The sequence below is a fragment of the Paenibacillus sp. FSL P4-0184 genome (assembly GCF_038004625.1).
Lineage (GTDB): Bacteria > Bacillota > Bacilli > Paenibacillales > Paenibacillaceae > Paenibacillus_AQ.
In genome coordinates this window covers 1,453,526-1,474,662 of record NZ_JBBORN010000002.1, presented here as the reverse complement: position 1 = coordinate 1,474,662, position 21,137 = coordinate 1,453,526, and the positions used below count along the sequence as shown (strand labels likewise).

Below are 21,137 nucleotides of genomic sequence, written 5' to 3'. Positions count from 1 at the left end.
CGATTCCCTCCCTAATAGTAAATGTAACATATTGAGAACGATCAGTAAAGAATAGATTTTCTAATCACAGTTAACGATGTGATCTCTTAGCTTTCTTCCTTACTCCTTCCGACTGGTCTGTGGTGACTTACCTCCGAGCGGATCCCTTCCCTGTCCTTTTTAATTATCTTAGACTTTTCACAAAGGACATTTCTTATTGCATAAATCATCATAGCGCGACTATTTAGGTAACTTTAAGTCAATAAACCACAATTTAGGCACTTTTGTGTCATTGGACAGTAATAGTTCGTAACTTCATCCATCGAAGCAAACCACAGTGTTGCCGTCCACTGTCCATCACTCACCTCACGTTTTATATGATAAGCAATTTACTAAGATAATCATTCACTTATATCAATTGTTCCAACATAAAAAACCCATATCGACCCTAGTTCTAGGGTGATATGGGCGCCTGCCTTGAGATATTATTTTTTAATTGCAGCTTTCAGAATTTCGATCTTCTCTTGTCGTGATAGATCCGATGAGGTTGAAATGCTATATCCAAATTTACCGCCATCTTGCCAAAAAACGTATTTTGGGAAAACATTTGCCGGTAAATCATCGTCAAAAAATCCATTATTCTTGCTTCCATCGGCGTCCACAGTATACTTCGTAATCGCAAGCGTATCTTTCCCGTTCGTGTATTCCAGGCGAATATCGTCTGCTTCTTTCCAGTCCATTTTTTTCGTGAAGACCGGTTTGCCGCTCTTCTTCCCTTCAGCTCTCAAATCATCGATGAACTTGCCTCCCAAGGGTCCTCCGATTCTCGCTTTGGAGAAAGTGTAGCCTTCTGGCAGGTTGGAAGGATCTTGCAAGATAGCGCCTTTTAAGGTTGATGCTTTCTGATGATATTCATCAAAGGAAGCATATTCCTTCGTCAGCCCCCAATAGCTAAGATTAAGTCCGCTGTTCAACGCTTTATATTTATGGTAGATGACATACGTGTCACCCGTCTCTTTAACCAATTCCTTCACGCGATTGATTTCATCGTCGATATATTTTTTATCCTCTGCAGGAAGTGCCTTAGCTGCATCCGCCGCTAGTTTATTCATTTTATCCATTTCTTGCTTATACAACGCACGGTCTACCTTAGAGCCATTGAATTCCTCAGGGTAGGTGATATCTAATTGACGATCCCCAGCTTCTGATTGTACCGAAACAGCTAACGTTGCGTTCCCATCATCTTTTTCCTTGGCATTGACCAGCGTCACGCTGCCAAGCGCGAGAATGATTGTCATCCCTAAGATAGAAAGGCGATATGATTTTTTATTAAATTGTTTGATCATGATAAGTCTCCTTTTCATTTGTTTATGTGTCGCAGAGAGGCCGGCAAGTCCCGGCAGGCGATGATCTCCCGAGAAATGTTCCAACACTTGGATGATCGTCTGCCCATACGCATTATTTTGCTGTGGTCTCATCCGATCCAGCACGAAGGCATCACAGGCCATCTCTTGATCTTGTCGCGCTCTGTTCACTGCAAGCCATACAAGTGGGTTGAACCAATGAAGAATCAAAATCAAGTGCATGATCCAATTCACGGCTACATCCCTGCGACGGACATGAGCGAATTCATGCGCCAAAATATACTGAAGCTGTCCTTCATGCAGCGACATCAGTAGACTTGGAGAGATGACGACTGTCGGCTTACAAAACCCAACGACGGCCGGACCGGGAATACGCTCGCTGGAAAAAAATTCAACTTTGCGCTTCACGCCGAGCTGCTGCCGTGTATCATGGAACAAGGCCAATAACAAAGGCGTTTCTATACGGCTACCAGCGCGCAGGGCATGTTGCAATCGCAGCTGATCGTATATGGTTTTCGCGACGAGAAGCAGTACACCCGTAAGCCAGATCAGTACCAAGACTGGAACAAAGCCCATGGATGTAATTTCATTCCACAAGAAATGGCTCTCCGGCTTGCTTCCCGATGTATCCGTGGTTGCGGTTAATTCCGTTATCCCAACGACAATTCCATGTTTCTCCGCCACGGAACCCTTTACTAGTTCTCCTGTCTCGCTTGCACTTATCGATGGATCTTGCATTTGCTGGTGAATGCCAGGCATGAAGGATTCCAGAGACAATACATTATAAAGGCTAAGAGAAGACTCTGGTGCCCAAGGAAGCAGCAAGCGGATCGCCACGGGTATCCAGAGCAAATATCTCCATCTGGCTTCCAGTTTGTTATTGAATAAGAATTGCAGAATCAAGATCAGCATGACCAGAATGCCTGCCATGAACGATCCCTGGATCACCCAGCCGAAGAATGACACGACAGTTTCGTATAAGCTTGTACTCATTCAGATTCTCTCTTTTCTAGTTCCCCAATTCTACCGTTATTGTCGAATAACGTCTTCAAATCCTCAATTTCTTGCGTATTCAGCTTCTTATCTTGGAGGAAATTAGCCAACATCGGCATAATGGAACCACCATACATCTTCTCCATGAAGGAAGTAGTCTCGGAGCGCTGATATTCTTGCTCGCTGAACCGAGGATAAAATAATTGCATACGCCTCGAACTCTGCACCAGCTTCACGCCCGCCGCTTCCTTCTGTACCAGTCGGCTAAGAAGCGTTCGGGTCGTATTCGGGCTCCAGCCCATTCGATCCGTCATTTGTTGAACAACTTCACTAGAATAGCAATCTGGATTTAGCCACAATACCCGCACAATTTCGAGCTCTGCATCCGTTATGGATGGTATTCGGTTCATATATATAACCTCCAAATCTAACTTGCGCAGAATGCATAGGATGGACGAACTGCTGCGCATGCTCGAGGCAACCTATCACTTCTTGACCGCTGCTTTTAGAATTTCAATCTTCTGTTCTCGGGTGATATCGGATGAAGTTGAAAGGCTGTATCCGAATTTGCCGCCATCTTGCCAATAAATGTATTTTGGGAAAATGTTTGCCGGAAGGTTATCGTCAAAATAACCTTTCTTCTTCCCTTCCTTCGCATCCACCACAAACTTCGTAATCGCAAGCGTATCTTCCCCGTTCGTGTATTCCAGGCGAATATCGTCTGCTTCTTTCCAGTCCATTTTTTTCGTGTAGACCGGTTTGCCGCTCTTCTTCCCTTCGGCTCTTAAATCATCGATGAACTTGCCTCCCAAGGGTCCTCCGATTCTCGCTTTGGAGAAAGTGTAACCTTCTGGCAGGTTGGAGGGCTTTTGCAAGACAACGCCTTTTAAGGTTGATGCTTTCTGGAGATATTCTTCAAAGGAAAAGTATTCCTTCGTCAGCCCCCAGTAGTTAAGATCAAGTCCGCTGTTGAGTGCCTTGTACTTATAATACATGACGTAGGTATCTCCAGTCTTGGCGGTCAAATCCTTCACTCTCTTAATTTCTGCGTCAACCACCTTTTTTTCCGCTGCCGTTGGAGCTAGGTCGGCTGCTTTTTTAGCCGTCGACTTCTGGGCTGACTTGGAAGAAGCCGCGTCTACCACAAGGTTCATCGATGAACCCAATAGTAGAACACTGCTGAGGGTTGCGATGGCTAATTTTGATGCTGCTTTCATGTGGAAAACTCCTTCCTTTGATCTTTTTTTAAAACTACACTTGTAGTTATAATTTAATACTACAGTTGTAGTTATAAATTGTCAACACTATTTTATCGGATCCTTTTCGAGTATCCATGAAATAAAAAAACTCCTCCGGAGAGCAGTTTGATCGTACGATGGATTCGTTATTGCTGTTTTTTCCACCCCAAGGTTCCGGTTCCGGCGTACCTGGCGTTGAAAGCAGTCCTAGGTCATGGAAGATTAAATCGGCGATGCCGGTCTTCACATAGATTAGTTTTTATTTAGGGGGTGTTGCATCGTCTCAATTGTATGCTGGGTAATTTTGTGAAATTATACTAATAAAAAAACCGCGATTTACGCGGCGGTTCGACGTTAGGCTGAATGGTTCTACCTTTAATCAATTTTCTTATCGATCATCGTTGTTGCGACTCTCGTCAAACAAAGCTTTCAAGTCATCAATTTCTTTCTCGTTCAGCTTCTTATCCTGCAAAAAATTAGCGAGCATGGGCTTCAAGGCGCCGCCATACAGTTTCTTCATGAACGATTTAGTCTCCGACTTCAAATATTCTTGTTCACTGATGAGTGGATAGAACAAAAAGTTCCGTTTGGATCCCTCTTCCTGTGTTGTTCCCGCCGCTTCTTTCTGCACTAGACGGTTCAGGAGCGTCCTTGTCGTATTCGGGCTCCACCCCACTTGTTCCGCCAATTGCTTGACGACCTGGCTGGAAGGACAATTCGGACTGGCCCACAATACGCGCATCACCTCGAGCTCCGCATCCGTGATGGGTGGTATTTTTGTCATGCCTAAACCCTCCAAAATCAAGTTATAACTACATCTGTAGTCACACTTAAATAGTACAATTGTGGTCTGATCTTGTCAACCTGCATTGTGTTTCATTCTAAAACATAGCCTCCTCTTCTCCATTCTCTTGCTCAACATATTCCTTTATGTTTAGTGTCAATTAAAAGTCACAGAATTTTCTCCAATTTTAAAGCTCGTAAAAATAAAAAAGAACACCGGTTAACTTTGAGCAAGCCCAAATTAACCGGTGTTCTTGAAATTATCCAAGTTCGCTACGTTTTGGCTGCCATGGAACACACGAAATGATCCTTGAAAGTTAATTCCCGAAAACAGTACAAACGTTTGTTTTTCAGATTTTCACCTGCTGTGCGGATGGAACTCCCTCGGGAATAAGATTGCCCTATGATTTATTATTCTGCAAATAGTTTCGCATACGGATTTTCGATCTTTTGTTCGCTGCTGCTCTTACCTGTGTTATTCAGAACATAATATTGATAGAAATGGTTTGAAAAATTCAATGATTCCAATGCTTTAGCCATAAATGGATCTTCCGTCTGATTACTCAATTGGTCCCCTGTCCAAAAATAATGCAACATGAGACGATTCTGGTTATACGGATGTTTGATAATGTAGGCTCCGGATTGATTAGACTTATTCATGATTTCCTGCCATTTAAAACCGACTGTATCAGCACGCTTGATGATGCCGGACTTCAAGGCTTGTACAAACCCATTCGCATCCGGTTTGCCGATGACAATGATATTACTGTCCCCTAGCTCCTTCTTAAGCTTGTTTTTTAATACTTGACGTTCCGTTATAATCGTTGGCTTTATTCCTGCTATTTGGAAGAAGCCTTGAAACTGGTTGAGCAGTTGATCCTGTTGTTTTGTTGCTTTGTCCGATGTCAAACGGTCGCTCAAGATAATCGTTAGCGGCTCGCCCTGCAACGTTTTATCGATAATTCGGCTCATCGTCTCAGACGGAACCTCTGGAAACTGCACAAACACCGAATGGTATATTGATTTAAATTGCTCGTTCATATAAGCGGCTTCCTCGTCCGCTGTTAGACGATATTCAGACTTCAACGAATAATTGGGCTGGCGTAAATCCGCTTCCCAATCATCTCTGATCTTTTTGCCCGCTTTGTTCTCAACAACCTGAAGCAGTCCTTCGATCGTCGCATTTTTGTATACATACTGGTCAAAATATGTCTGCATCAACTCATCAAACTTCTCTTCGCCAAGCGTACGATACAACTCATAGATGGCTTGACGGCCTTTTTTATAAAAAATGGCGTCGGGAGAATCGCCAACCTTATCATTGGTCGCATCAAGCGGACTATCTAACGATACTTCATCGAATTGAATCACCTTGAATCCATTTAACGGATTTCCTTGTTTCTCATAGAAATATACCATAGAGAAATCGGCAAATCCTTCATCTAGAAATGATTCCTTCTCGGAATTATTTCCAATTAATGCGTGGAACCATTGATGCGCAATTTCATGGACAAATGCTGAATGGTTTGAAATATCTGGCTGACCCGCGATCATGCCCATCTGAATCATTCGCGAAAATTCAACAGCGATCCCTTCAACGTACGATTCAACAATTCTGAACTCCGGATAAGGATATTTACCATATTTTTCGCTGAAGAAGTTAATGACTTTAAACGCTTGATCAATATATTGATCGATAATCTGTTTTTTGTCTTTCTGATTATCAAAGTAATAGTATTGTATGGTCAGACCATCTCGTGTAACACTTTCTACTTTAAAATCCGGACTCGTGAAGAAGACAAATTCTCTCGTATTATTCGCAGTGGCCGTTACCACCTTGCGGCCTGCTTCGGCATCCTGTACGGTCAGTGTTCCAGGCATGGAAATCTGGTAATCGGCGGGTACATTCATGGTTACCTGATAATCCGCAGAATCATAATAATCGGATTCAAATGTAGTGCTGTAAGGAGTTTTGTCCCACGTATGATCTGCAGGGTTATAGACAGAAAGCACAGGGAACCAATGAGCGCCATTGATGATATTCTTGTAATGGGACAACCGCTGTGAGCCATAAGGAATTTTTACGTCGAATTCAAGTTCTAGTGTGATAGATTGCCCGGGCTGCAATGCTTGTCCCAATGCAACCTTAAGTGCCTGATTCGTATTATCGAACTTCAAGGGTTGACCTAACGACTTCACATTGTTGATGTCTATGCCGCCCAGGAAATCTTCAGGTTTCTTATCCGGATTTTCCTTTGCCATTCGTTCATTTGTATTTTCGAACATACCCGACTGTGTTTCCTTTGAACGGTTTGCATCTGCAAAGGTGTGAAATACAATATTGTCCAGTGTATCCTTCGTGTTGTTTCGATAGGTCACAGTTTCTGTACCGTGAATTGTCATCTTCTTCTCATCAAGCCTTGCGTCTACTTGATAGCGCGCAAGCTGATGAACAGCCGCATCGACTTCTAGCAACGAATCGTTCTGAATCGTTGGTTTCGCCGCCATCGCTAATCCCGTCCCGAAAACAGGGCCTGTACTTAATGCGACAACAAGACTGCCGGCAATCATGCACTTCGGTAGTTTAGTATTCCAATGTTTAAGTTTATTCATGTTGCTCCTCCTAATGATAAGTTCCTAATCATGATCGTAGATCTTCGAGTATGTACAAAGACTAGTATAAAGCTCTTACTTTACACGAGTTTTAAAGGAACCTTACATTAACCTTAAAAAGGAATCACTTATAGTTTTTTAAAACAGATACTCTGCACAAGTGTATTCCACTAACACGACTGTTGAGAGAATAGAAAACAGCCCATGGATGAGTGGGTAAATCGATAAAACAGCGTTCAAGAAGGTCCGCTCCCGCACTTGGCTTGACAATACATCTAGCCCAACAGGCTGCCGATATAGTAGCGCCTGTTGAGCTTCGAAAAAGGGTCTTATGTGGCTCTTGAACTAAAAACTTTAATTTTTATCATAATCAACATGAAAGCAAGCAAAGCGAATATGATTCCACTCCATATGAGCTGATGTATCCCCCATTAAGAGATAAACCAATCACCAATGGAAGCTCCCAACGTAATGCTTTTAGCCTCACTGACACGGAACTCTATAAACAAAATGATGATCGATTTGAACTGCTATATTTAAAGGAACGGGAAAAGGTACGCAATGACAATTTGGAATAATTCAGCTTCCATATATGCTAGGATTCGAACTCAGAGTAAGCAGCCTTATCTTGCTCGGTTAACCTGTGAAAGTCTCCTTTCAGGTTTTCTTGCAGCAAGACGTTCTCATCGGCTTCTGAAAAATAAAAAAGAGAATCTCCGCCATGCAGAGTGACTCCCGCTTCATTCAATTTTCGGCGAATGATCTTCTCAGACAGGTCTTGTCGTTGATAAAGGCTTACCTTATCGGCCATCGCATCAGGACCGCCATAACCCGGCCATCGGTGGTTTCCCCGGACCATACACCACTCAGCACCATTTTCTCATGATCAGCTCAATCGGACCTCTTTTCATCCACTTTCTCCACAGACTCGAAAAGATAATAGAGATAATGAAATAAACGGTTCCGTATGCCATTGCAAAAGAAAGACTTCCGTTTTCCAAATAACCCACTGTCATAAGAAAACCAATTCCGATCACTACGTGCCCGATATAATGGGTTAACGATAACTGTCCTGTATGGATCATCGCCTGTGTCAGAAGGGAATTTTCAAATTTATCGACCACATAAAGACAGATCGCAATGATGGCGACAGCTGAACAAATGCCAGAGAAAACATACAGCATTGTGGGCGGCATCGGTTTTGTTCCAAAAAGATAAGTTGCTGCTTCTTTACTCAGTATTGGGGAGGTCCATTTAACCAAGAAGAAAGAAATCGATTCAAAAACAACCGTTCCTGACAACGAATATACTAGTAATTTCGAACGGTTTTCCTTATTCAGCCAACGCTTCCTGCCAATCCACATGCCGATGAGGAAGAAGCTCAGCCAAGGAAAAATGGGATGAAATCCGTTAAATAACAGATTGCGAGTAAACCCTTCTATCGTCCAAAAGCCCATGTATTCCTTAAAACTCGAGTCCCATCCCTTGCTGTAATCGAATACGACTAAAAACAACTGCGATGCTATCAGGATTATCGAAAACAAAACTAGTATTATATTATCGGATACGGTGATCAAGACTGCAGCTACAAGCATAAATACCGCATAATAATGCAAAATATCGGCACTCCAGCCTATTAGCAATAAAAGCACGCCAGATATAAACAGAAAAGCAGCTCTCTTGTACAAGCTGTTCCGGATTTGAGGAATGAGTTCCCAGGTCATTGAGTTACGGGCTTTCGAGGTCATTAATGCCACCCCAATACCAGCCAACACGACAAACAAGGCGGATGCTCTCCCCTCAAAAAGGCCCGCTATCGCTTGCAACCATGCAGGTCCGCCACTCTCTGCCTGCATCGCTAGCTTATAGTTCACCATTACCATGCCGAAGATCGCCAATGCTCTTGCAAAATCAAAGGCAGTTATCCGCTCTTTCGCTTGACTCATGCCGCATCCTCTCCCTTAATCCATTTCGCTTTATGACGTGACGATTGAATCATCTGTTTTTACAACCCAGGCAATAACCACCAAAAGTTTCACGGCGATTACGATATTCAAGAATATCGCTCAATAGATAGCAGCAGCTTTTCCCATTGTGAACTGAGTGAGATCCTAATCCGATAAAACTAATATACCAAAATAAAGCACCTCTATAAGTATAGACTTCAATGGTTCAGAACGAAGAACCCAAAATGCCTGTGAAGCATCCGGTTAGCGTCACTCCTAAGGAATGCGGCTTGGAATACCTAAACAATAAACCCTAGGTCTGACCTAAGGTCAATTGTTTTTTTCAAAATTTCATGAAGTATGTTCAATTTTCCTGCATTTTCTATATTGAACAACAGGCATGCAGGACGCCTCTAGATCACAAGCACGATGCAGCGGAGTTGTGGTGCATAGCTCAAATTAATGATGATTGAACTGAAGTTAAGGGATGGGGCAATTATTTTGGAAACAGACTTAGATTTGTCTAAATGGAAGCGTTTTGAAGCAGAGATCATCCTATTAACCGTAAGATGTTATTTAAAATATAGTCTAAGTTATCGTGATAGATTATCAGATGAAGATAAACCTCTTATTCATTCTGACCAAGGCTGGCACAATCAGATGAAACAGTATCGTCATGCTCTCGAAGAACGCGGCATCAAGCAAAGTATGTCCCGTAAAGGTAACTGCTACGACAATGCCGTCATCGAGAACTTTTTTGGCATCATGAAATCTGAATTTCTATATTTAAAGGAATTCGAAAGTATCGCACATTTTAAACAAGAGCTATTAAATTACATCGATTATTACAACAAGCGAATTAAAACAAAATTAAAAGGCCTGAGTTCAGTACCGAACTCAGGCCCAACAAGTTGCCTAATTAAATAACCTGTCTAACTTTAAGGGGTCTCTTCATTTTAGTACGCAAGGTGGCTAGGAGGTTTAAAACAATTTTTAATCTGATTTGATATTCTTACTTAAGTCGGACTATCATATCAAGTGTTTAGTGCTTGAACAGTCTGATTCAATCAGAAAAGCCATGATTATTTTAAATATTTGCCTGTTAAAGAATGTTTCGCTTAAATGAAATGTATAGGTTCGCCTCAAATATAATTTGGCCACCCCTACTGCCGCCATCAGGCCCCATGTCGGTAATCCAATCCGCCTGACTGATGACGTCAAGGTTATGCTCGATAACGATAACTGTATTGCCCTTGTCCACAAGCCGGTTCATAATCTGCAACAGCCCCAGTGAATCATTGCTTCAAAGGTATAACCATGTTCCACGTATCGGAAGCGTCCTTAAAACCATCACTGCCGTCCGAGACGGCCGCGAACAAATGAGTCGGCTTGCCGTTCTGGAACAACAGGAACGGCCGCTCCAGATTGCCCAGCGTCTGCACCGTACCGTCATCCCAACGCACCGTCCGGGAATAGCCTTGCGGCTGCCCATGCAAGCTCCAATTCAGTCCGTCCGGCGACTTGGCGTAGATGCCGCCGTATTTTTCTCCGCATAGATGCCCTTCCATATCTTTGGCGATCAAATTGTATCCTTCGTTTGTTTGCCAGATGAAAGGGTCTTCGATATGGAACGACTCTGGAGGAAACACCGGCTCGTCACTCAGCACCCGGTACAGCCCCTCGTAGTGATCCGCATACGCAACGCCAATCGTCATGCCGCCATGCAGGTTGCCTTCGTAGTGACGTGCCTTGTAGATCAGCAGCACGGAACCGTCCTCCCTGACACACGGAGCCGGATTGGAGGTTAGAAAGCTATCGAATCGGCCGGGACGTGTTGGCAATATCGGTTCATCCGCTCTGCGCCACGGGCCCAAAACGCTGTCCGCTATAGCCAGACCTATCCGTTTGTTCGCCCGCGCCACGATGCATTGAGGATCGGTTAACCCGAAATTCCCGGGCGGCTCTGGATCGCTTAGAGGATGGGTCGAACCCGTATAATAAAGCAAATATTTGTTGTTGTGCTTGACGATATGGGGGTTGTGTGTGCAGCGTCCGTCCCAATATTCCGCTCCCCTCGCTGGAAGCGCCACCTCGCAGAATCGGTACGGTCCCTCGGGGGTATCCGAGTCTGCCCTGACAATCTCTGAAGCCGTCATCCAGCCGGGATGCATCGGCAGTGTCTTCGGCCAGCGCGAGGCAAACATATGGAATTTGCCGTCCTCGCCCTGCACGACGGAACCGCACCATACCCAATAACCTTCCATACGGAAGCCGCCGCCACGCGGAGCAGGCAACATTGTGCTAGTATGCATGTGCAGTCACCTCGTTTTTTCCCGCTGCTCCATAATTACTGTGAAACATGGTCTCCCATCCTTCCGAATGAAGTGAATAACAGGACTGCTCCATACATCAATGGATCGACATAGTCATGCCGGCGAACTAACCGCCGGCACGCTTGCACATATATCGATCCTAAGGCGTATTCAGCCCCACATCGTCGGCCGCTAGCGGGCGATTCAGTAGAGGCGCGCCGGAATATTCGTCCGCCCCCACATCTGCTGTCGCCCGCATTTGACCGTCCATATCAGCCAGCACGAACGCGTATGTCCCCACAGCTGCAGCAATTGCCGGGCTGCTCGCGGACAGTTTCTGAATGCCGTTCACCGCAGTCAGCAGCGGATTGATATTTCGGATCTGCTCCAAGCTGCGCGATATGTTGCTAATAGTGCTGCCAAACCCGATGTTACCTTGGAACAGCGTATTCGTTGTCGCCGCCTCGTAATAAAGCGTGCCGGTGCTGTTGTATACGATATTGTTCGCCACGACGGAATCCTGCGGAGCATACGCTTTGCCCGAGCCGATGACGATACCGGTTTTGCTGTTTACAATCGTATTGTTGACGATAAGCGCCCGGTAAACTTTCCATTGTTTGCGCAATTGTTCGACCGTCGGATTTGGAGGGGAGCCTCCAGTACCGCCGTCAAAGTCTCCGTTAGGCAAGTAGATTGCTTCGCCAGTCAAATTCTCAAAGTAGTTGTTATAAATCTTATGGTCATTGCCGAACATCCGGATGCCTTCCTGATCCGACTCCACACCGTCCCCGAGGAAGAAGTTACCATATACGCTGTTGTTATGGCCATGCCGCAGCGTCAGGCTGCCCTTGGACGTGCGGAATGTATTGAAGCGCACCGAATTGCTGCTGCTCTTGACCGATATGATTTCCGGCTCTCCATCGCAATTCTGAAATACATTGTATTGTATCGTATTATAGCCGTGGGAGAGCGTAAGACCCGACAAGCCGAGACGAATTGTCTCTTTGCCGTTAGCAACCCATGGGCCTACATCATGGAAATAGTTGTATTCGATAATATCGTATTGCGAAATTTGCCCTGAGCCATCCTGTCCTTCGTAAGCGATCAGCGGTTCGGTGTCGCTCTTCAGTCCGAAGTCGTTCCGGTCGATGCGGTTATGATGGCTGTTCGTGCCCCGCACTTGCAGCCACATCAGGCCGCTCCCCGAGCTGGGAAGCGCAAACGTATTACGGGTCAGTCGCGCATGGTGCGAGCCTTCCAACACCACTGCGCCATTGCTTGTGTTCGTAAACTTTAATCCGTCCAGCACCACATGCGAGGAGTTCTCGACGCGGAAGCCTGACGCTCCCGAGATGATAGCCTGACCGCGGTTTTTCGCTTTAATGACGATTGGCGCGTTGGCAGTGCCGTTTTTGTTCTGAACAGCAAACGGGCTTGTACGCGAATACGTGCCGTTTGCCAACACAATCGTTTTACCCGCCGTAGCGGTTGCAAGCTCGGCAGCCAACTGCGTGGAAGTGCTAACTTCGACGACCGTCCCTTCGCTACCGCTGCCGCTTGAATCACTACCATAAATTTCGACCTCGGCAAAGCTGTTCAAGGCGTTCAGCGAGTTGCCATGGCCAACAATACGAACGTAGCGGACGGGGGCAACATCGGCAAAATCAAACGTCTGCAAGCTGTTGCTCAGACTGCTGACCGCTCCCGAAAGCACTGTACTGAAGTTGTAGCCATCATATGAAGTCTGGATATCAAAAGCGAAAGTTCGCTCCGCCCCGTTGGTGAAGGCGATCTTCACGTATTCCACACGCTTGCTCGATCCAAGGTCGTATTGGACCCACTCCCCTTCACCACTCGCTGACCAGCGTGTGTTAAGATCGCCGTCGATTGTATACGCGACGATATTGCCGTCATCTCCGCTGGCCATAAGTTGTGGCACGGTAATTGCCAGCTTGCTTGCGCCTGGCGGAGATCCGCTCGCGGTGCCGTAGAGTTCAACTTCAGAATAGCTGTTCCACAGGTTGGAGGAATTGCCGTGCCCAACGATCCTCACATAGCGGGTAGAATCGACATCCGTAAAATCGAACGTTTGCAGACCTTCCACAAGGCTGCTCACAACTCCGCTGCTGACGGTCGTAAAGGTGGAACCGTCCGTAGACGTCAAAATATCAAAAGTAGAAGTGCGGCTTGACCCATTCAGAAATGCAATTTTGATGAAAGACAATTTGCGATTTACGCCCAAATCGTACTGGATCCATTGCTCGTCGCCATTCGCCGACCACCGTGTTAAGAAATCGCCGTCCACCGTGTTGGCTGGAACGTTGCCGTCATCTCCGCTCGCCGTCACGTTGGAGCTGCCAATTGTGAACTTCGTATCAGCCGCCCTCGCCGTTCCTGGTATTAACGCAACCAGCATACAGATCAAAATAATGCACGTCATACTTTTGGTTCCCATAATTCATTTTCATCCTTTCCATTATGAAATGATGGTTATTGAATTATTCCCTTCGTTCCGTCTGGCACCTCCTCTCAAGAATACGGAAGCCGGGAGGAGCTTCCTGTCCTCCCGGCTTCGTGATTACGGCCTATGATTCCGCTTAAAAAACATGCTGGCTCCAGCCTTTGCTCTTCGCCAAAGCTTCAATATAATAGTAATCGCCGTAAATCAGCGATACGTTGATGTTGGTATTGACTGGCTTATGACCGGTTGCGCCGAGCAGGATGCCTTCATACTCCGGCTTGTCGAGCGTACTGTAGTTGTTCGACAGCGAGCGAAGAATGCGCGTGGCCGCGCGCTGATATAAAGCGGCTTCCTCAGGAGCCACCTGCGACGCGATATCGATCAAGCCAGATGCTGCGCAGCTCGCCGCTGAGGTGTCGCGCGGCTCGTCCGTCAAGTCGGTCGCCGCACGGAAATCCCAATGCGGCACATCGTCTTCCGCCAACGCGCTGATGAAATAATGCGCCACACCCTTCGCCGCATTCAAGTAACGCGCTTCTCCCGTATAGCGGTAAGCGCAGCTCATCCCGTAGAGCGCCCAAGCTTGGCCCCGCGACCAGGACGATTGCGGCGCGAAGCCCTGTCCGCCGTCATAACGCTCCACTTCGCCCGTCTCCGGATCGAAGATAACGATATGATGCACCGAGCCGTCGCCTCGGATGAATGAGCGAAGCACCATATCTGCATGGGCAACCGCAATATGCTTGAAGCGCGGATCATCGCTTTCTTCACTCGCCCAGAACAGAAGCGGCAAATTCATCATCGAATCGATGATCGACCAACCCGTCTGGTTGCGGGGCCAGGCTCGAATGAACTGTCCTGCCGAGTTGTACCTGCCCGCCAGATAGTTGGCGGCGAACAGGCCGCGCCGCCGAGCGTTCGGGTCGCCGGTCAGCTTGTAGCGGATAACCGATGTCGGCAGGAACTGAAAGCCAACATCGTGGTGGAAATGGTTGTCCCGCAAGTAACATTGCTCCAAGCGTTCGTCCCAAGGCTCCGCCTCCTCCCGATAACGTTGCTCGCCGGTCATATCGTACAGAATCCACAGAATGCCCGGCCAGAAGCCTGAAATCCACTGATCCACTTTGATCTGGTCATATTTGCCCGCCGCCGAAACATGTGGCGCTTCTGTCCAGCCCGCTTCGATCATATGATCAACTTTAATCTTCACTTTATCCCACCAAGCCGTCAGCTCGGATGGTTTCAGTTTCACATTTTCATTGCTCATCTCTGAATTCCACCCTTTCTCCTAACCTTTAATGGCACCGATCAAGGCGCCTTTCACAAAATATTTTTGCAATAGCGGATAGACCAGAAAAATCGGAAGGGTTGCTACCATAATCGTGGCGTATTTCAATGTCTCGCCCAATATGATGATCTCATCCTGGGAGGCTCCTTCCGCCATGGAGTTTGCCTCGCCAATAATCAAAATTTCTCGCAGGATCAACTGCAACGGATACAGCGACCGATCCTGAAGGAAGATCATGGCGTTAAACCAGGAGTTCCAGTGGCTTACTCCGTAATACAGGCCTACCACTGCAAGCACGGGCTTGCATAGCGGCAGGAAGATGCGGAACAGAATGCCAAAGTCGTTGGCGCCGTCGATCTTGGCCGACTCTTCTAGCGCATCCGGCACTGCCTCGAACGATGTTCGCATGATAATGAGGTTAAATGCGCTTATTGCGGTAGGCAGGATCAGCGCCCACAGTGTGTCCGTAATGCCCAACCCTCTGACCAGCAAGTAGAACGGAATTAATCCACCGCTGAAAAACATGGTAAATACGATAAACAACGTAAGCTGTTTGCGATATTGCAATGTTTTTCTGGACAAGGCGTATGCGGCAAAAGAAGTAAGCAGCAAATTGAGAGCCACGCCTACAATGACAATAAATAATGTGTTGCGGTAGCCGAGCAGGATCATCGGGTTGCTGAATACCGCCTCATATGTTTCAAGCGAGAAGCCCAGCGGCTTCCAAAGAATGCCCTTATGCGCCATCATCAGCGCTGGTTCGCTGAATGAAGCAAATGTCACGTATAGAATTGGGTACACTGTTACAATCATGAGCGCGGACAAAAACAGCGTATTGCAAACCCGGAATATATGTTCACCCAAGCTTACTCGCATGCGAACCCTCCTCTACCACAAACCCGTATTGTTCAACTTCCGGCTTATCCAGTTGGAGCCGATAACAAGCGCGAAGTTAATCACGGAGTTGAACAATCCGACAGCGGAGCTGAAACTGAATTGAAAATCTTGAAGCCCGATCCGGTACACATAAGAGGAAATGACATCCCCTGTCACATAAGTGGTCGGGTTGTACAACAGAATAACTTTCTCGAAGCCAACGCTCATAATTCGGCCAATGTTCAAGATGAGCAATATAACGAAAACGGGAAGCAGACCGGGTAGGGTAATATGTAGCATCTGCTTCCAGCGTCCACCCCCGTCGATCTTGCAAGCTTCATATTGCTCGAGATCGATCGCAGACAGCGCGGCCAAATAAATAATTGTACCCCAGCCTATATGCTGCCATATATTCGACGAAACGAAGATTGTCCGGAAAAAAGACGGCTCCAGCAGCATCGTAACCCGCTCACCACCGAAAAATGCGATAATATCGTTAATGACTCCGTCACTGCTCGTAAAATCCTTGATCATGCCGCAAATAATGACAAGTGAAATAAAATGCGGCAAATAAGTAATCGTCTGAACCGAACGTTTGAACAGTGCATTTTTCACCTCATTAAGCAACAAGGCGAGAATAAGCGGAGCGGGAAAACCGAAAATGAGATCGTACAAGCTAATCATCAGAGTGTTTTTTAACACCCGCCAAAAATACATCCCGCCAAAAAAGTCTTTGAAATGCTCAAGTCCTACCCACGCGCTGCCCCCGATTCCAAGCCGGGGGTTAAAATCCTTGAACGCAATAATCGAACCGTACATCGGGAAATAATGAAAAATAATGAAATATAACAAAACAGGAGTAAGCATCATGTACAAATACTTGTTCTTAACCATGTCTTTCGCAATATTAAGCGGCAGACGACCGGCATGCGTGACTTTGCTGCGTCCCAGCTTCAATTGAGCCATCTCCTACTCCTCCTATCCAAATCCAGCATTATCGGCAGGGGATGGCTGCACCATTCCCTTGCCCCACGGCAGCCCGCAGCCAGCCGTGGGACGATACATGGAGTTATCTGTTGTTGTAGCGATCCAAAGCGCCTTGATAGATGTCGATTACATCACGAATCCTCATATCTTCCAGCTGCTTTACAAAGCTGTCGAACTTGTCGAGCGGCTCGTTGCCCATTACAAATTTGATGAACATTTCTTCCAGATACGTGTTGATTGCCGTCATCGTCTGCGCTACCTTCTTGCTCTCATCTACAGTAGGCGTAATGAACGCGGGCAAAATATGTTTCGCCGCATCAGTCTCCGACCAAATCTGGACCGCCTCGTCCTGTTGTGGGAACGTGTTGGTCGTTTTTTGCTCATGCATCGGAAATGGACCGTTCGGAACCGTATACTGCGCCAACATCTGCTGTGAAGTGTACTTATCGTTTTTTACGATCATATCGGTAAATTTCGGAACGCCGTTGTCCATCGTGTAGCTTTCGCCTTCAACGCCGAAGTTGTACATCATGGTTCCTTGCTCGCTAAATGCGAAGTCCAGCCATTTTACGATCGTTTCCAGGTCTTTCGCCGATGTCGTCACGGCCGCGCTTGCTTTCGGGTTATATTTGAAATCACGCTGTCCGGTGAAAGGTTTTTCGCCTGCTTTCAATACCGGATAAGGAGCCGCTACAAGATCAAAAGCCGGATTTTGGGCTTTACCGGACTCCAGCCATTTGCCCATGCCGCCGCCCAGCAGGAAAACAGTCGCGCCGGACTCACCGTTCAGAAGCCGCTTATCCAGCGTGTCGCGCTCGACGATCGGGAAGTCTTTATCAATCAGCCCTTCGGAATACCACTGGCGGAACAGCGTCATAACATCCTTGTATTGCGGATCTAACGGACCGTATTTCACTTTGCCTAGGTCGTCAATATAGAAGCCGTGCGATGTTTTGTATGCGTCGAAGAACGCGTCCTGCAAATTCATTTTGTTCGCGTATAGCGCCGTCAGCGGTGCTACGGCGCCTTTTTTCTCTTTGAACGCCGTCAGAACCTTATGCCAATCGTCTATCGTTACAGGCAATTGCAGCCCTAGCTCATCCAACCAATCTTTGCGCAGCATTGGTCCGCGGAAGACTAATCCTTCCTCGTTTCGCACCATCGGGAAGACGTAATATTGGCCACTGTCGGTTTTCACCATTTTATCCAGCTCTGGATTAGCTTCCAGCATCTTCTTCAGGTTAGGCGCATATTGGTCGATCAAATCGTTTAGCGGTACGATAACCCCGTCTGAAATCGCCTTTTCCGGTCCACCCGGATAAATACTCCAGTCGTACTCCAGCACATCCGGCAGCTTGCTGGAAGCCAGCAACAAATTAAACTGCTCTTCAGCTTGACTTTCGGTCGGATGGATGTAGTTCACTTTCACGCCGGTAGCTTCTGCAATCGCCTTTCCGATCGGCGCTTCCGCCAGATTCGTTGTAAATGTAATCAGGTTTCCGTTGATTGGAGCCCAGTATGAGAAAGTATCTTTCGTATCCAGCGGATACACCGGCATATCCGATCCCTCGTTGCCTTTGCTTACGCCCTCGCCGCCCTTATTGCTGACGGCGTTTTGAGTCGGCTCTGTCTTATCCTTGTTTCCAGAGCCCCCATTACTGGAGCATGCGGTTAACAACAATGAAAGTACCATTGCGATCCCCAGTGTGAACTGCAGCCTCTTATGAGTCTTGATGTTGCGATTTTTCGCCATTGTGCCCTCCGTTCTTTTCGTCTCGAATAAGTTGGTGTGAATACGCTTTCAACATATCGTTAATCCGGTGCCGCAAGCTATCGTTAAAACCTAAAATATACTGCAATTTCTCAAAAATTAGGGTAACAAAACCGTATGTTTGCTACTTTTTCTTGAAAAGAAAAGCCCTAGAGCTACTTGACTTCCCTGTAGCGCCCGGGCGTTATCCCTTCAAATTTTTTGAATATGCGGTGGAAGGTATTCACATCGTTGTAACCAACCTTCAGCGATATTTCGCTGACCGTATATTTCCCGCCGATAAGCAGCAATTTGGCCTGTACCAGCCGCGTCTTGTTAATATAATCGAGCAGAGATTCGCCGGCAAGGTCCTTGAACAGTTTGGAAACATACGACGGCGTCATGGAGAAGGCTTCCCCGATCATCGAAATGTTCAGGTTCTCGTCCTGGTAATACTCGTTGACATATTTCATGACCTTATCGATTAGCGGATTGCTGCAGTATTCGCGGTTATTATTAACGTAGTCGCACAGAAGCTCTAGCATATCGTAAAGTTGGCTGCGCATCTCCCCTACCGTCTGGCATTGCATCAGTCGTTCGATGGCGCGCACTCCGTCAGGCATATCCGGCTTGCCCGCGATGCGGATTTCGCCGATTACTTTTTGCAGCGTAGCCATTAGATCGAACATGAGACATTTGGCAGTATGAAAAGGAAACGGCTCCGTCGTCACATTTTTCTGAATGATCTCCCCGACGAAGGCTTTCGCCTTATCAAGCTGCCCTTCGCGAACCATAACGATCAATTGCTGCTCGGCCTTGAGCGGATAAAAATAACCACCTGGAGCAGCCCCTAGGTTGTCGTTGCCGCTCAGGTTCCCATAATGAATAATGCCCCCGCTGCCTGCAATGATACGGTATTCCATCGCCTCAATCGCTTCCTGGAACGCCTGGAAGATGCCATATTCGCCCTCCTGTTGTGCGCTGATGGCAGCGGTCAACTGGACATGGGCATGATTGGAGATGAACGACATCGTTTCTTCCGCGATGTGCCCCAGCTCCCCCCGCTGCTCCGTCGGCGATGCAAGCTGATGGTTGACGATGCAGGCGAGTAACTCCTGGTCCAGCTCTACCGCATAGGCGTTTACTGACTTTCGCGCGACCTCCTCGACCACGTTGGCGATCAGGAATTGCAGCAACCGCTTATTATGGACCTGATCCTCATCCTTCCGATGGAACTTGCCGAAGTGCTCGATGCGCAGCAATATAACAGAAAATCCGCCCAGCGGGAAACGCAGATCATAGGCTGAGAACGATTCGTGCAACGGGATATGGCTGTCGAGTTGCCCCTTCAGCAGCCGCTGCAAAAAGTGCGATCTGAGTGTATTGTTATGCTGATTCAGCTTGTAATGAAGCTCCTCCTTCTCATGGAAGGTGCTGCTCAGCGCCTGCTCCAGAAAGGAGTATTCATTGGAGCCGCGATCAAAGGTAAAACCCGCCTTGAACGACAAGCTCTGGATCAGCGCATGGATCGGCAGGTAGTTCCGTTTGAGGAGCCAATAGGTCACGCCACCGCCAACAATAAGGCAAAGCAAGATGCTGGCGATCGTCAATTGCTCTACCACGTTCATCTTCTGGTGATATACGTTCGCCGGCAGCGTCATCACATATTTCCATCCCGTAATGGAGGAGGTTGTGTAGGATGCAACAAGCCGACGACCGGCAGTCTCGATCTCAAGTTGTCCCGATTCTTTCGACATATCGCTGTATAATAGAGCAGGATCCGACAGCGACTCGCCCGTAGACGCAATGAACCGGTTGTCTTCATCCAGAATAAAGATCGTACCTTTCTCAGGTGCCGAAGCTTGCTCTAGCAGCTTACTGCGGTCAATCATGAACAGCAAGACAGCTCCAGGTTGATTCATGATTGTCGAGTTCACATTTTGGGCATACATGACCGTAGGCCGCCACTCATTCTCTTCAGACACAACAACGGAGTGGTAGCCTTTAATGTACCCTTGGTCAAAATATTCTCGTAACGACTGGAACGGCATATGCTCTTCAAGGCGAATATGGTCGTATAACGCTTCGATGTTCAGACGGTTGTTGCGGGCGATGACCGTATCGCTATTTTTGTAGTAAATATAAATACCTTCAAGATAATCGTTAGCGATTTCGTATACGCGCAAATCATTAGCGATTTGGTATACATCGTAGTGGTCCGAATCAGACAGATTGGTATCGGCCGAAATAAATGCTGCGATTCGCCTGTTGAGGCTCACCTCGAGGCTTAGATTCTCGATTCCTTTGAACTGGCTATCTATGGCTTGCTCCATCTGAAGAAGAATAGATTGGTTGGCACGGTTAATTTCAGCCTTTACAACGTTCAGCGTCGCGCCGTATATAACGCCGCTGATCAGAATGGGCACGAGCAGCACTGAGACGTAGGAAAGCATCCAGGTCATGTATACGCTGCGATTTTTATGCCGGAGCTGCTTCAGATAGATTGTCCACCGGTTTCGAGTTTGGGCCATAGGTTCTCCTCCATAT

At 46.9% G+C, this 21,137-nt stretch carries 14 protein-coding genes and 3 pseudogenes; 1 reads left to right on the top strand and 16 read right to left on the bottom strand.

The window, feature by feature from the left end; genetic code table 11:
- Window positions 1-464: 464 nt before the first annotated feature.
- The 8 genes and pseudogenes from MKY52_RS28360 to MKY52_RS28325 form a co-directional block, all read right to left on the bottom strand.
- The gene (locus MKY52_RS28360; RefSeq protein ID WP_341055138.1) at window positions 465-2,336 is read right to left on the bottom strand and encodes a M56 family metallopeptidase; all 1,872 of its coding nucleotides are present in this window, start codon (window positions 2,334-2,336) and stop codon (window positions 465-467) included.
- The gene (locus MKY52_RS28355; RefSeq protein ID WP_341055136.1) at window positions 2,333-2,746 is read right to left on the bottom strand and encodes a BlaI/MecI/CopY family transcriptional regulator; all 414 of its coding nucleotides are present in this window, start codon (window positions 2,744-2,746) and stop codon (window positions 2,333-2,335) included. The genes MKY52_RS28360 and MKY52_RS28355 overlap by 4 nt, the downstream gene beginning before the upstream one ends.
- Window positions 2,747-2,821: 75 nt before the next feature.
- Window positions 2,822-3,553: a hypothetical protein gene (locus MKY52_RS28350; RefSeq protein ID WP_341055135.1), complete on the bottom strand. Its 732-nt coding sequence runs from the start codon at window positions 3,551-3,553 to the stop codon at window positions 2,822-2,824.
- Between the two features lie 409 nt (window positions 3,554-3,962).
- A complete protein-coding gene (locus MKY52_RS28345; RefSeq protein WP_076283655.1) occupies window positions 3,963-4,358 on the bottom strand; it encodes a BlaI/MecI/CopY family transcriptional regulator in 396 nt (131 codons plus the stop codon).
- Window positions 4,359-4,768: 410 nt separating this feature from the next.
- Window positions 4,769-6,970, bottom strand: coding sequence for a M1 family metallopeptidase (locus tag MKY52_RS28340; protein ID WP_341055133.1), 2,202 nt, complete (start codon window positions 6,968-6,970; stop codon window positions 4,769-4,771).
- A gap of 329 nt (window positions 6,971-7,299) precedes the next feature.
- Window positions 7,300-7,479, bottom strand: a pseudogene (locus MKY52_RS28335) (MFS transporter); the annotation flags it as partial.
- An 86-nt stretch (window positions 7,480-7,565) separates the two neighbouring features.
- On the bottom strand, window positions 7,566-7,829 hold the full coding sequence (locus MKY52_RS28330) for a hypothetical protein (protein WP_341055131.1): 264 nt from the start codon (window positions 7,827-7,829) through the stop codon (window positions 7,566-7,568).
- Window positions 7,830-7,836: 7 nt separating this feature from the next.
- On the bottom strand, window positions 7,837-8,916 hold the full coding sequence (locus tag MKY52_RS28325; RefSeq protein ID WP_341055129.1) for a DUF418 domain-containing protein: 1,080 nt from the start codon (window positions 8,914-8,916) through the stop codon (window positions 7,837-7,839).
- Window positions 8,917-9,522: 606 nt separating this feature from the next.
- Here MKY52_RS28325 and MKY52_RS28320 point away from each other — a divergent pair.
- A pseudogene (locus MKY52_RS28320) lies at window positions 9,523-9,843 on the top strand (IS3 family transposase); the annotation flags it as partial.
- A gap of 155 nt (window positions 9,844-9,998) precedes the next feature.
- On the opposite strand, the pseudogene MKY52_RS28315 reads toward MKY52_RS28320, so the two are convergent.
- The 8 genes and pseudogenes from MKY52_RS28315 to MKY52_RS28280 all read right to left on the bottom strand — a co-directional run.
- Window positions 9,999-10,201: pseudogene (locus MKY52_RS28315) on the bottom strand (hypothetical protein); the annotation flags it as partial.
- Window positions 10,202-10,211: 10 nt separating this feature from the next.
- A complete protein-coding gene (locus MKY52_RS28310) occupies window positions 10,212-11,228 on the bottom strand; it encodes a glycoside hydrolase family protein (protein WP_341055127.1) in 1,017 nt (338 codons plus the stop codon).
- A gap of 160 nt (window positions 11,229-11,388) precedes the next feature.
- Window positions 11,389-13,683, bottom strand: coding sequence for a chondroitinase-B domain-containing protein (locus tag MKY52_RS28305; RefSeq protein ID WP_341055125.1), 2,295 nt, complete (start codon window positions 13,681-13,683; stop codon window positions 11,389-11,391).
- Window positions 13,684-13,825: 142 nt separating this feature from the next.
- Window positions 13,826-14,956: a glycoside hydrolase family 88 protein gene (locus MKY52_RS28300; protein ID WP_445671040.1), complete on the bottom strand. Its 1,131-nt coding sequence runs from the start codon at window positions 14,954-14,956 to the stop codon at window positions 13,826-13,828.
- 21 nt (window positions 14,957-14,977) lie between these two features.
- The gene (locus MKY52_RS28295; protein ID WP_341055123.1) at window positions 14,978-15,853 is read right to left on the bottom strand and encodes a carbohydrate ABC transporter permease; all 876 of its coding nucleotides are present in this window, start codon (window positions 15,851-15,853) and stop codon (window positions 14,978-14,980) included.
- Between the two features lie 12 nt (window positions 15,854-15,865).
- Complete coding sequence (locus tag MKY52_RS28290; protein ID WP_042188470.1) at window positions 15,866-16,819, bottom strand: ABC transporter permease; 954 nt, start codon at window positions 16,817-16,819, stop codon at window positions 15,866-15,868.
- A gap of 103 nt (window positions 16,820-16,922) precedes the next feature.
- The gene (locus MKY52_RS28285; protein ID WP_341055122.1) at window positions 16,923-18,593 is read right to left on the bottom strand and encodes an extracellular solute-binding protein; all 1,671 of its coding nucleotides are present in this window, start codon (window positions 18,591-18,593) and stop codon (window positions 16,923-16,925) included.
- A 173-nt stretch (window positions 18,594-18,766) separates the two neighbouring features.
- Window positions 18,767-21,121 carry an AraC family transcriptional regulator gene (locus tag MKY52_RS28280; RefSeq protein WP_341055121.1) on the bottom strand — a complete coding sequence of 785 codons (2,355 nt, stop codon included), beginning with the start codon at window positions 21,119-21,121 and terminating at the stop codon, window positions 18,767-18,769.
- Between the last annotated feature and the right edge of the window lie 16 nt (window positions 21,122-21,137).

What these genes read in the sequence shown, in the direction of transcription:
- MKY52_RS28325 (WP_341055129.1), bottom strand. Translation starts at nt 8,916, where the DNA reads ATGAGTCAAGCGAAAGAGCGGATAACTGCCTTTGATTTTGCAAGAGCA.
- MKY52_RS28345 (WP_076283655.1), bottom strand. Translation starts at nt 4,358, where the DNA reads ATGACAAAAATACCACCCATCACGGATGCGGAGCTCGAGGTGATGCGC.
- MKY52_RS28295 (WP_341055123.1), bottom strand. Translation starts at nt 15,853, where the DNA reads ATGCGAGTAAGCTTGGGTGAACATATATTCCGGGTTTGCAATACGCTG.
- MKY52_RS28280 (WP_341055121.1), bottom strand. Translation starts at nt 21,121, where the DNA reads ATGGCCCAAACTCGAAACCGGTGGACAATCTATCTGAAGCAGCTCCGG.
- MKY52_RS28360 (WP_341055138.1), bottom strand. Translation starts at nt 2,336, where the DNA reads ATGAGTACAAGCTTATACGAAACTGTCGTGTCATTCTTCGGCTGGGTG.
- MKY52_RS28300 (WP_445671040.1), bottom strand. Translation starts at nt 14,956, where the DNA reads ATGAGCAATGAAAATGTGAAACTGAAACCATCCGAGCTGACGGCTTGG.
- MKY52_RS28305 (WP_341055125.1), bottom strand. Translation starts at nt 13,683, where the DNA reads ATGGGAACCAAAAGTATGACGTGCATTATTTTGATCTGTATGCTGGTT.
- MKY52_RS28330 (WP_341055131.1), bottom strand. Translation starts at nt 7,829, where the DNA reads ATGGTCCGGGGAAACCACCGATGGCCGGGTTATGGCGGTCCTGATGCG.
- MKY52_RS28355 (WP_341055136.1), bottom strand. Translation starts at nt 2,746, where the DNA reads ATGAACCGAATACCATCCATAACGGATGCAGAGCTCGAAATTGTGCGG.
- MKY52_RS28285 (WP_341055122.1), bottom strand. Translation starts at nt 18,593, where the DNA reads ATGGCGAAAAATCGCAACATCAAGACTCATAAGAGGCTGCAGTTCACA.
- MKY52_RS28350 (WP_341055135.1), bottom strand. Translation starts at nt 3,553, where the DNA reads ATGAAAGCAGCATCAAAATTAGCCATCGCAACCCTCAGCAGTGTTCTA.
- MKY52_RS28290 (WP_042188470.1), bottom strand. Translation starts at nt 16,819, where the DNA reads ATGGCTCAATTGAAGCTGGGACGCAGCAAAGTCACGCATGCCGGTCGT.
- MKY52_RS28310 (WP_341055127.1), bottom strand. Translation starts at nt 11,228, where the DNA reads ATGCATACTAGCACAATGTTGCCTGCTCCGCGTGGCGGCGGCTTCCGT.
- MKY52_RS28340 (WP_341055133.1), bottom strand. Translation starts at nt 6,970, where the DNA reads ATGAATAAACTTAAACATTGGAATACTAAACTACCGAAGTGCATGATT.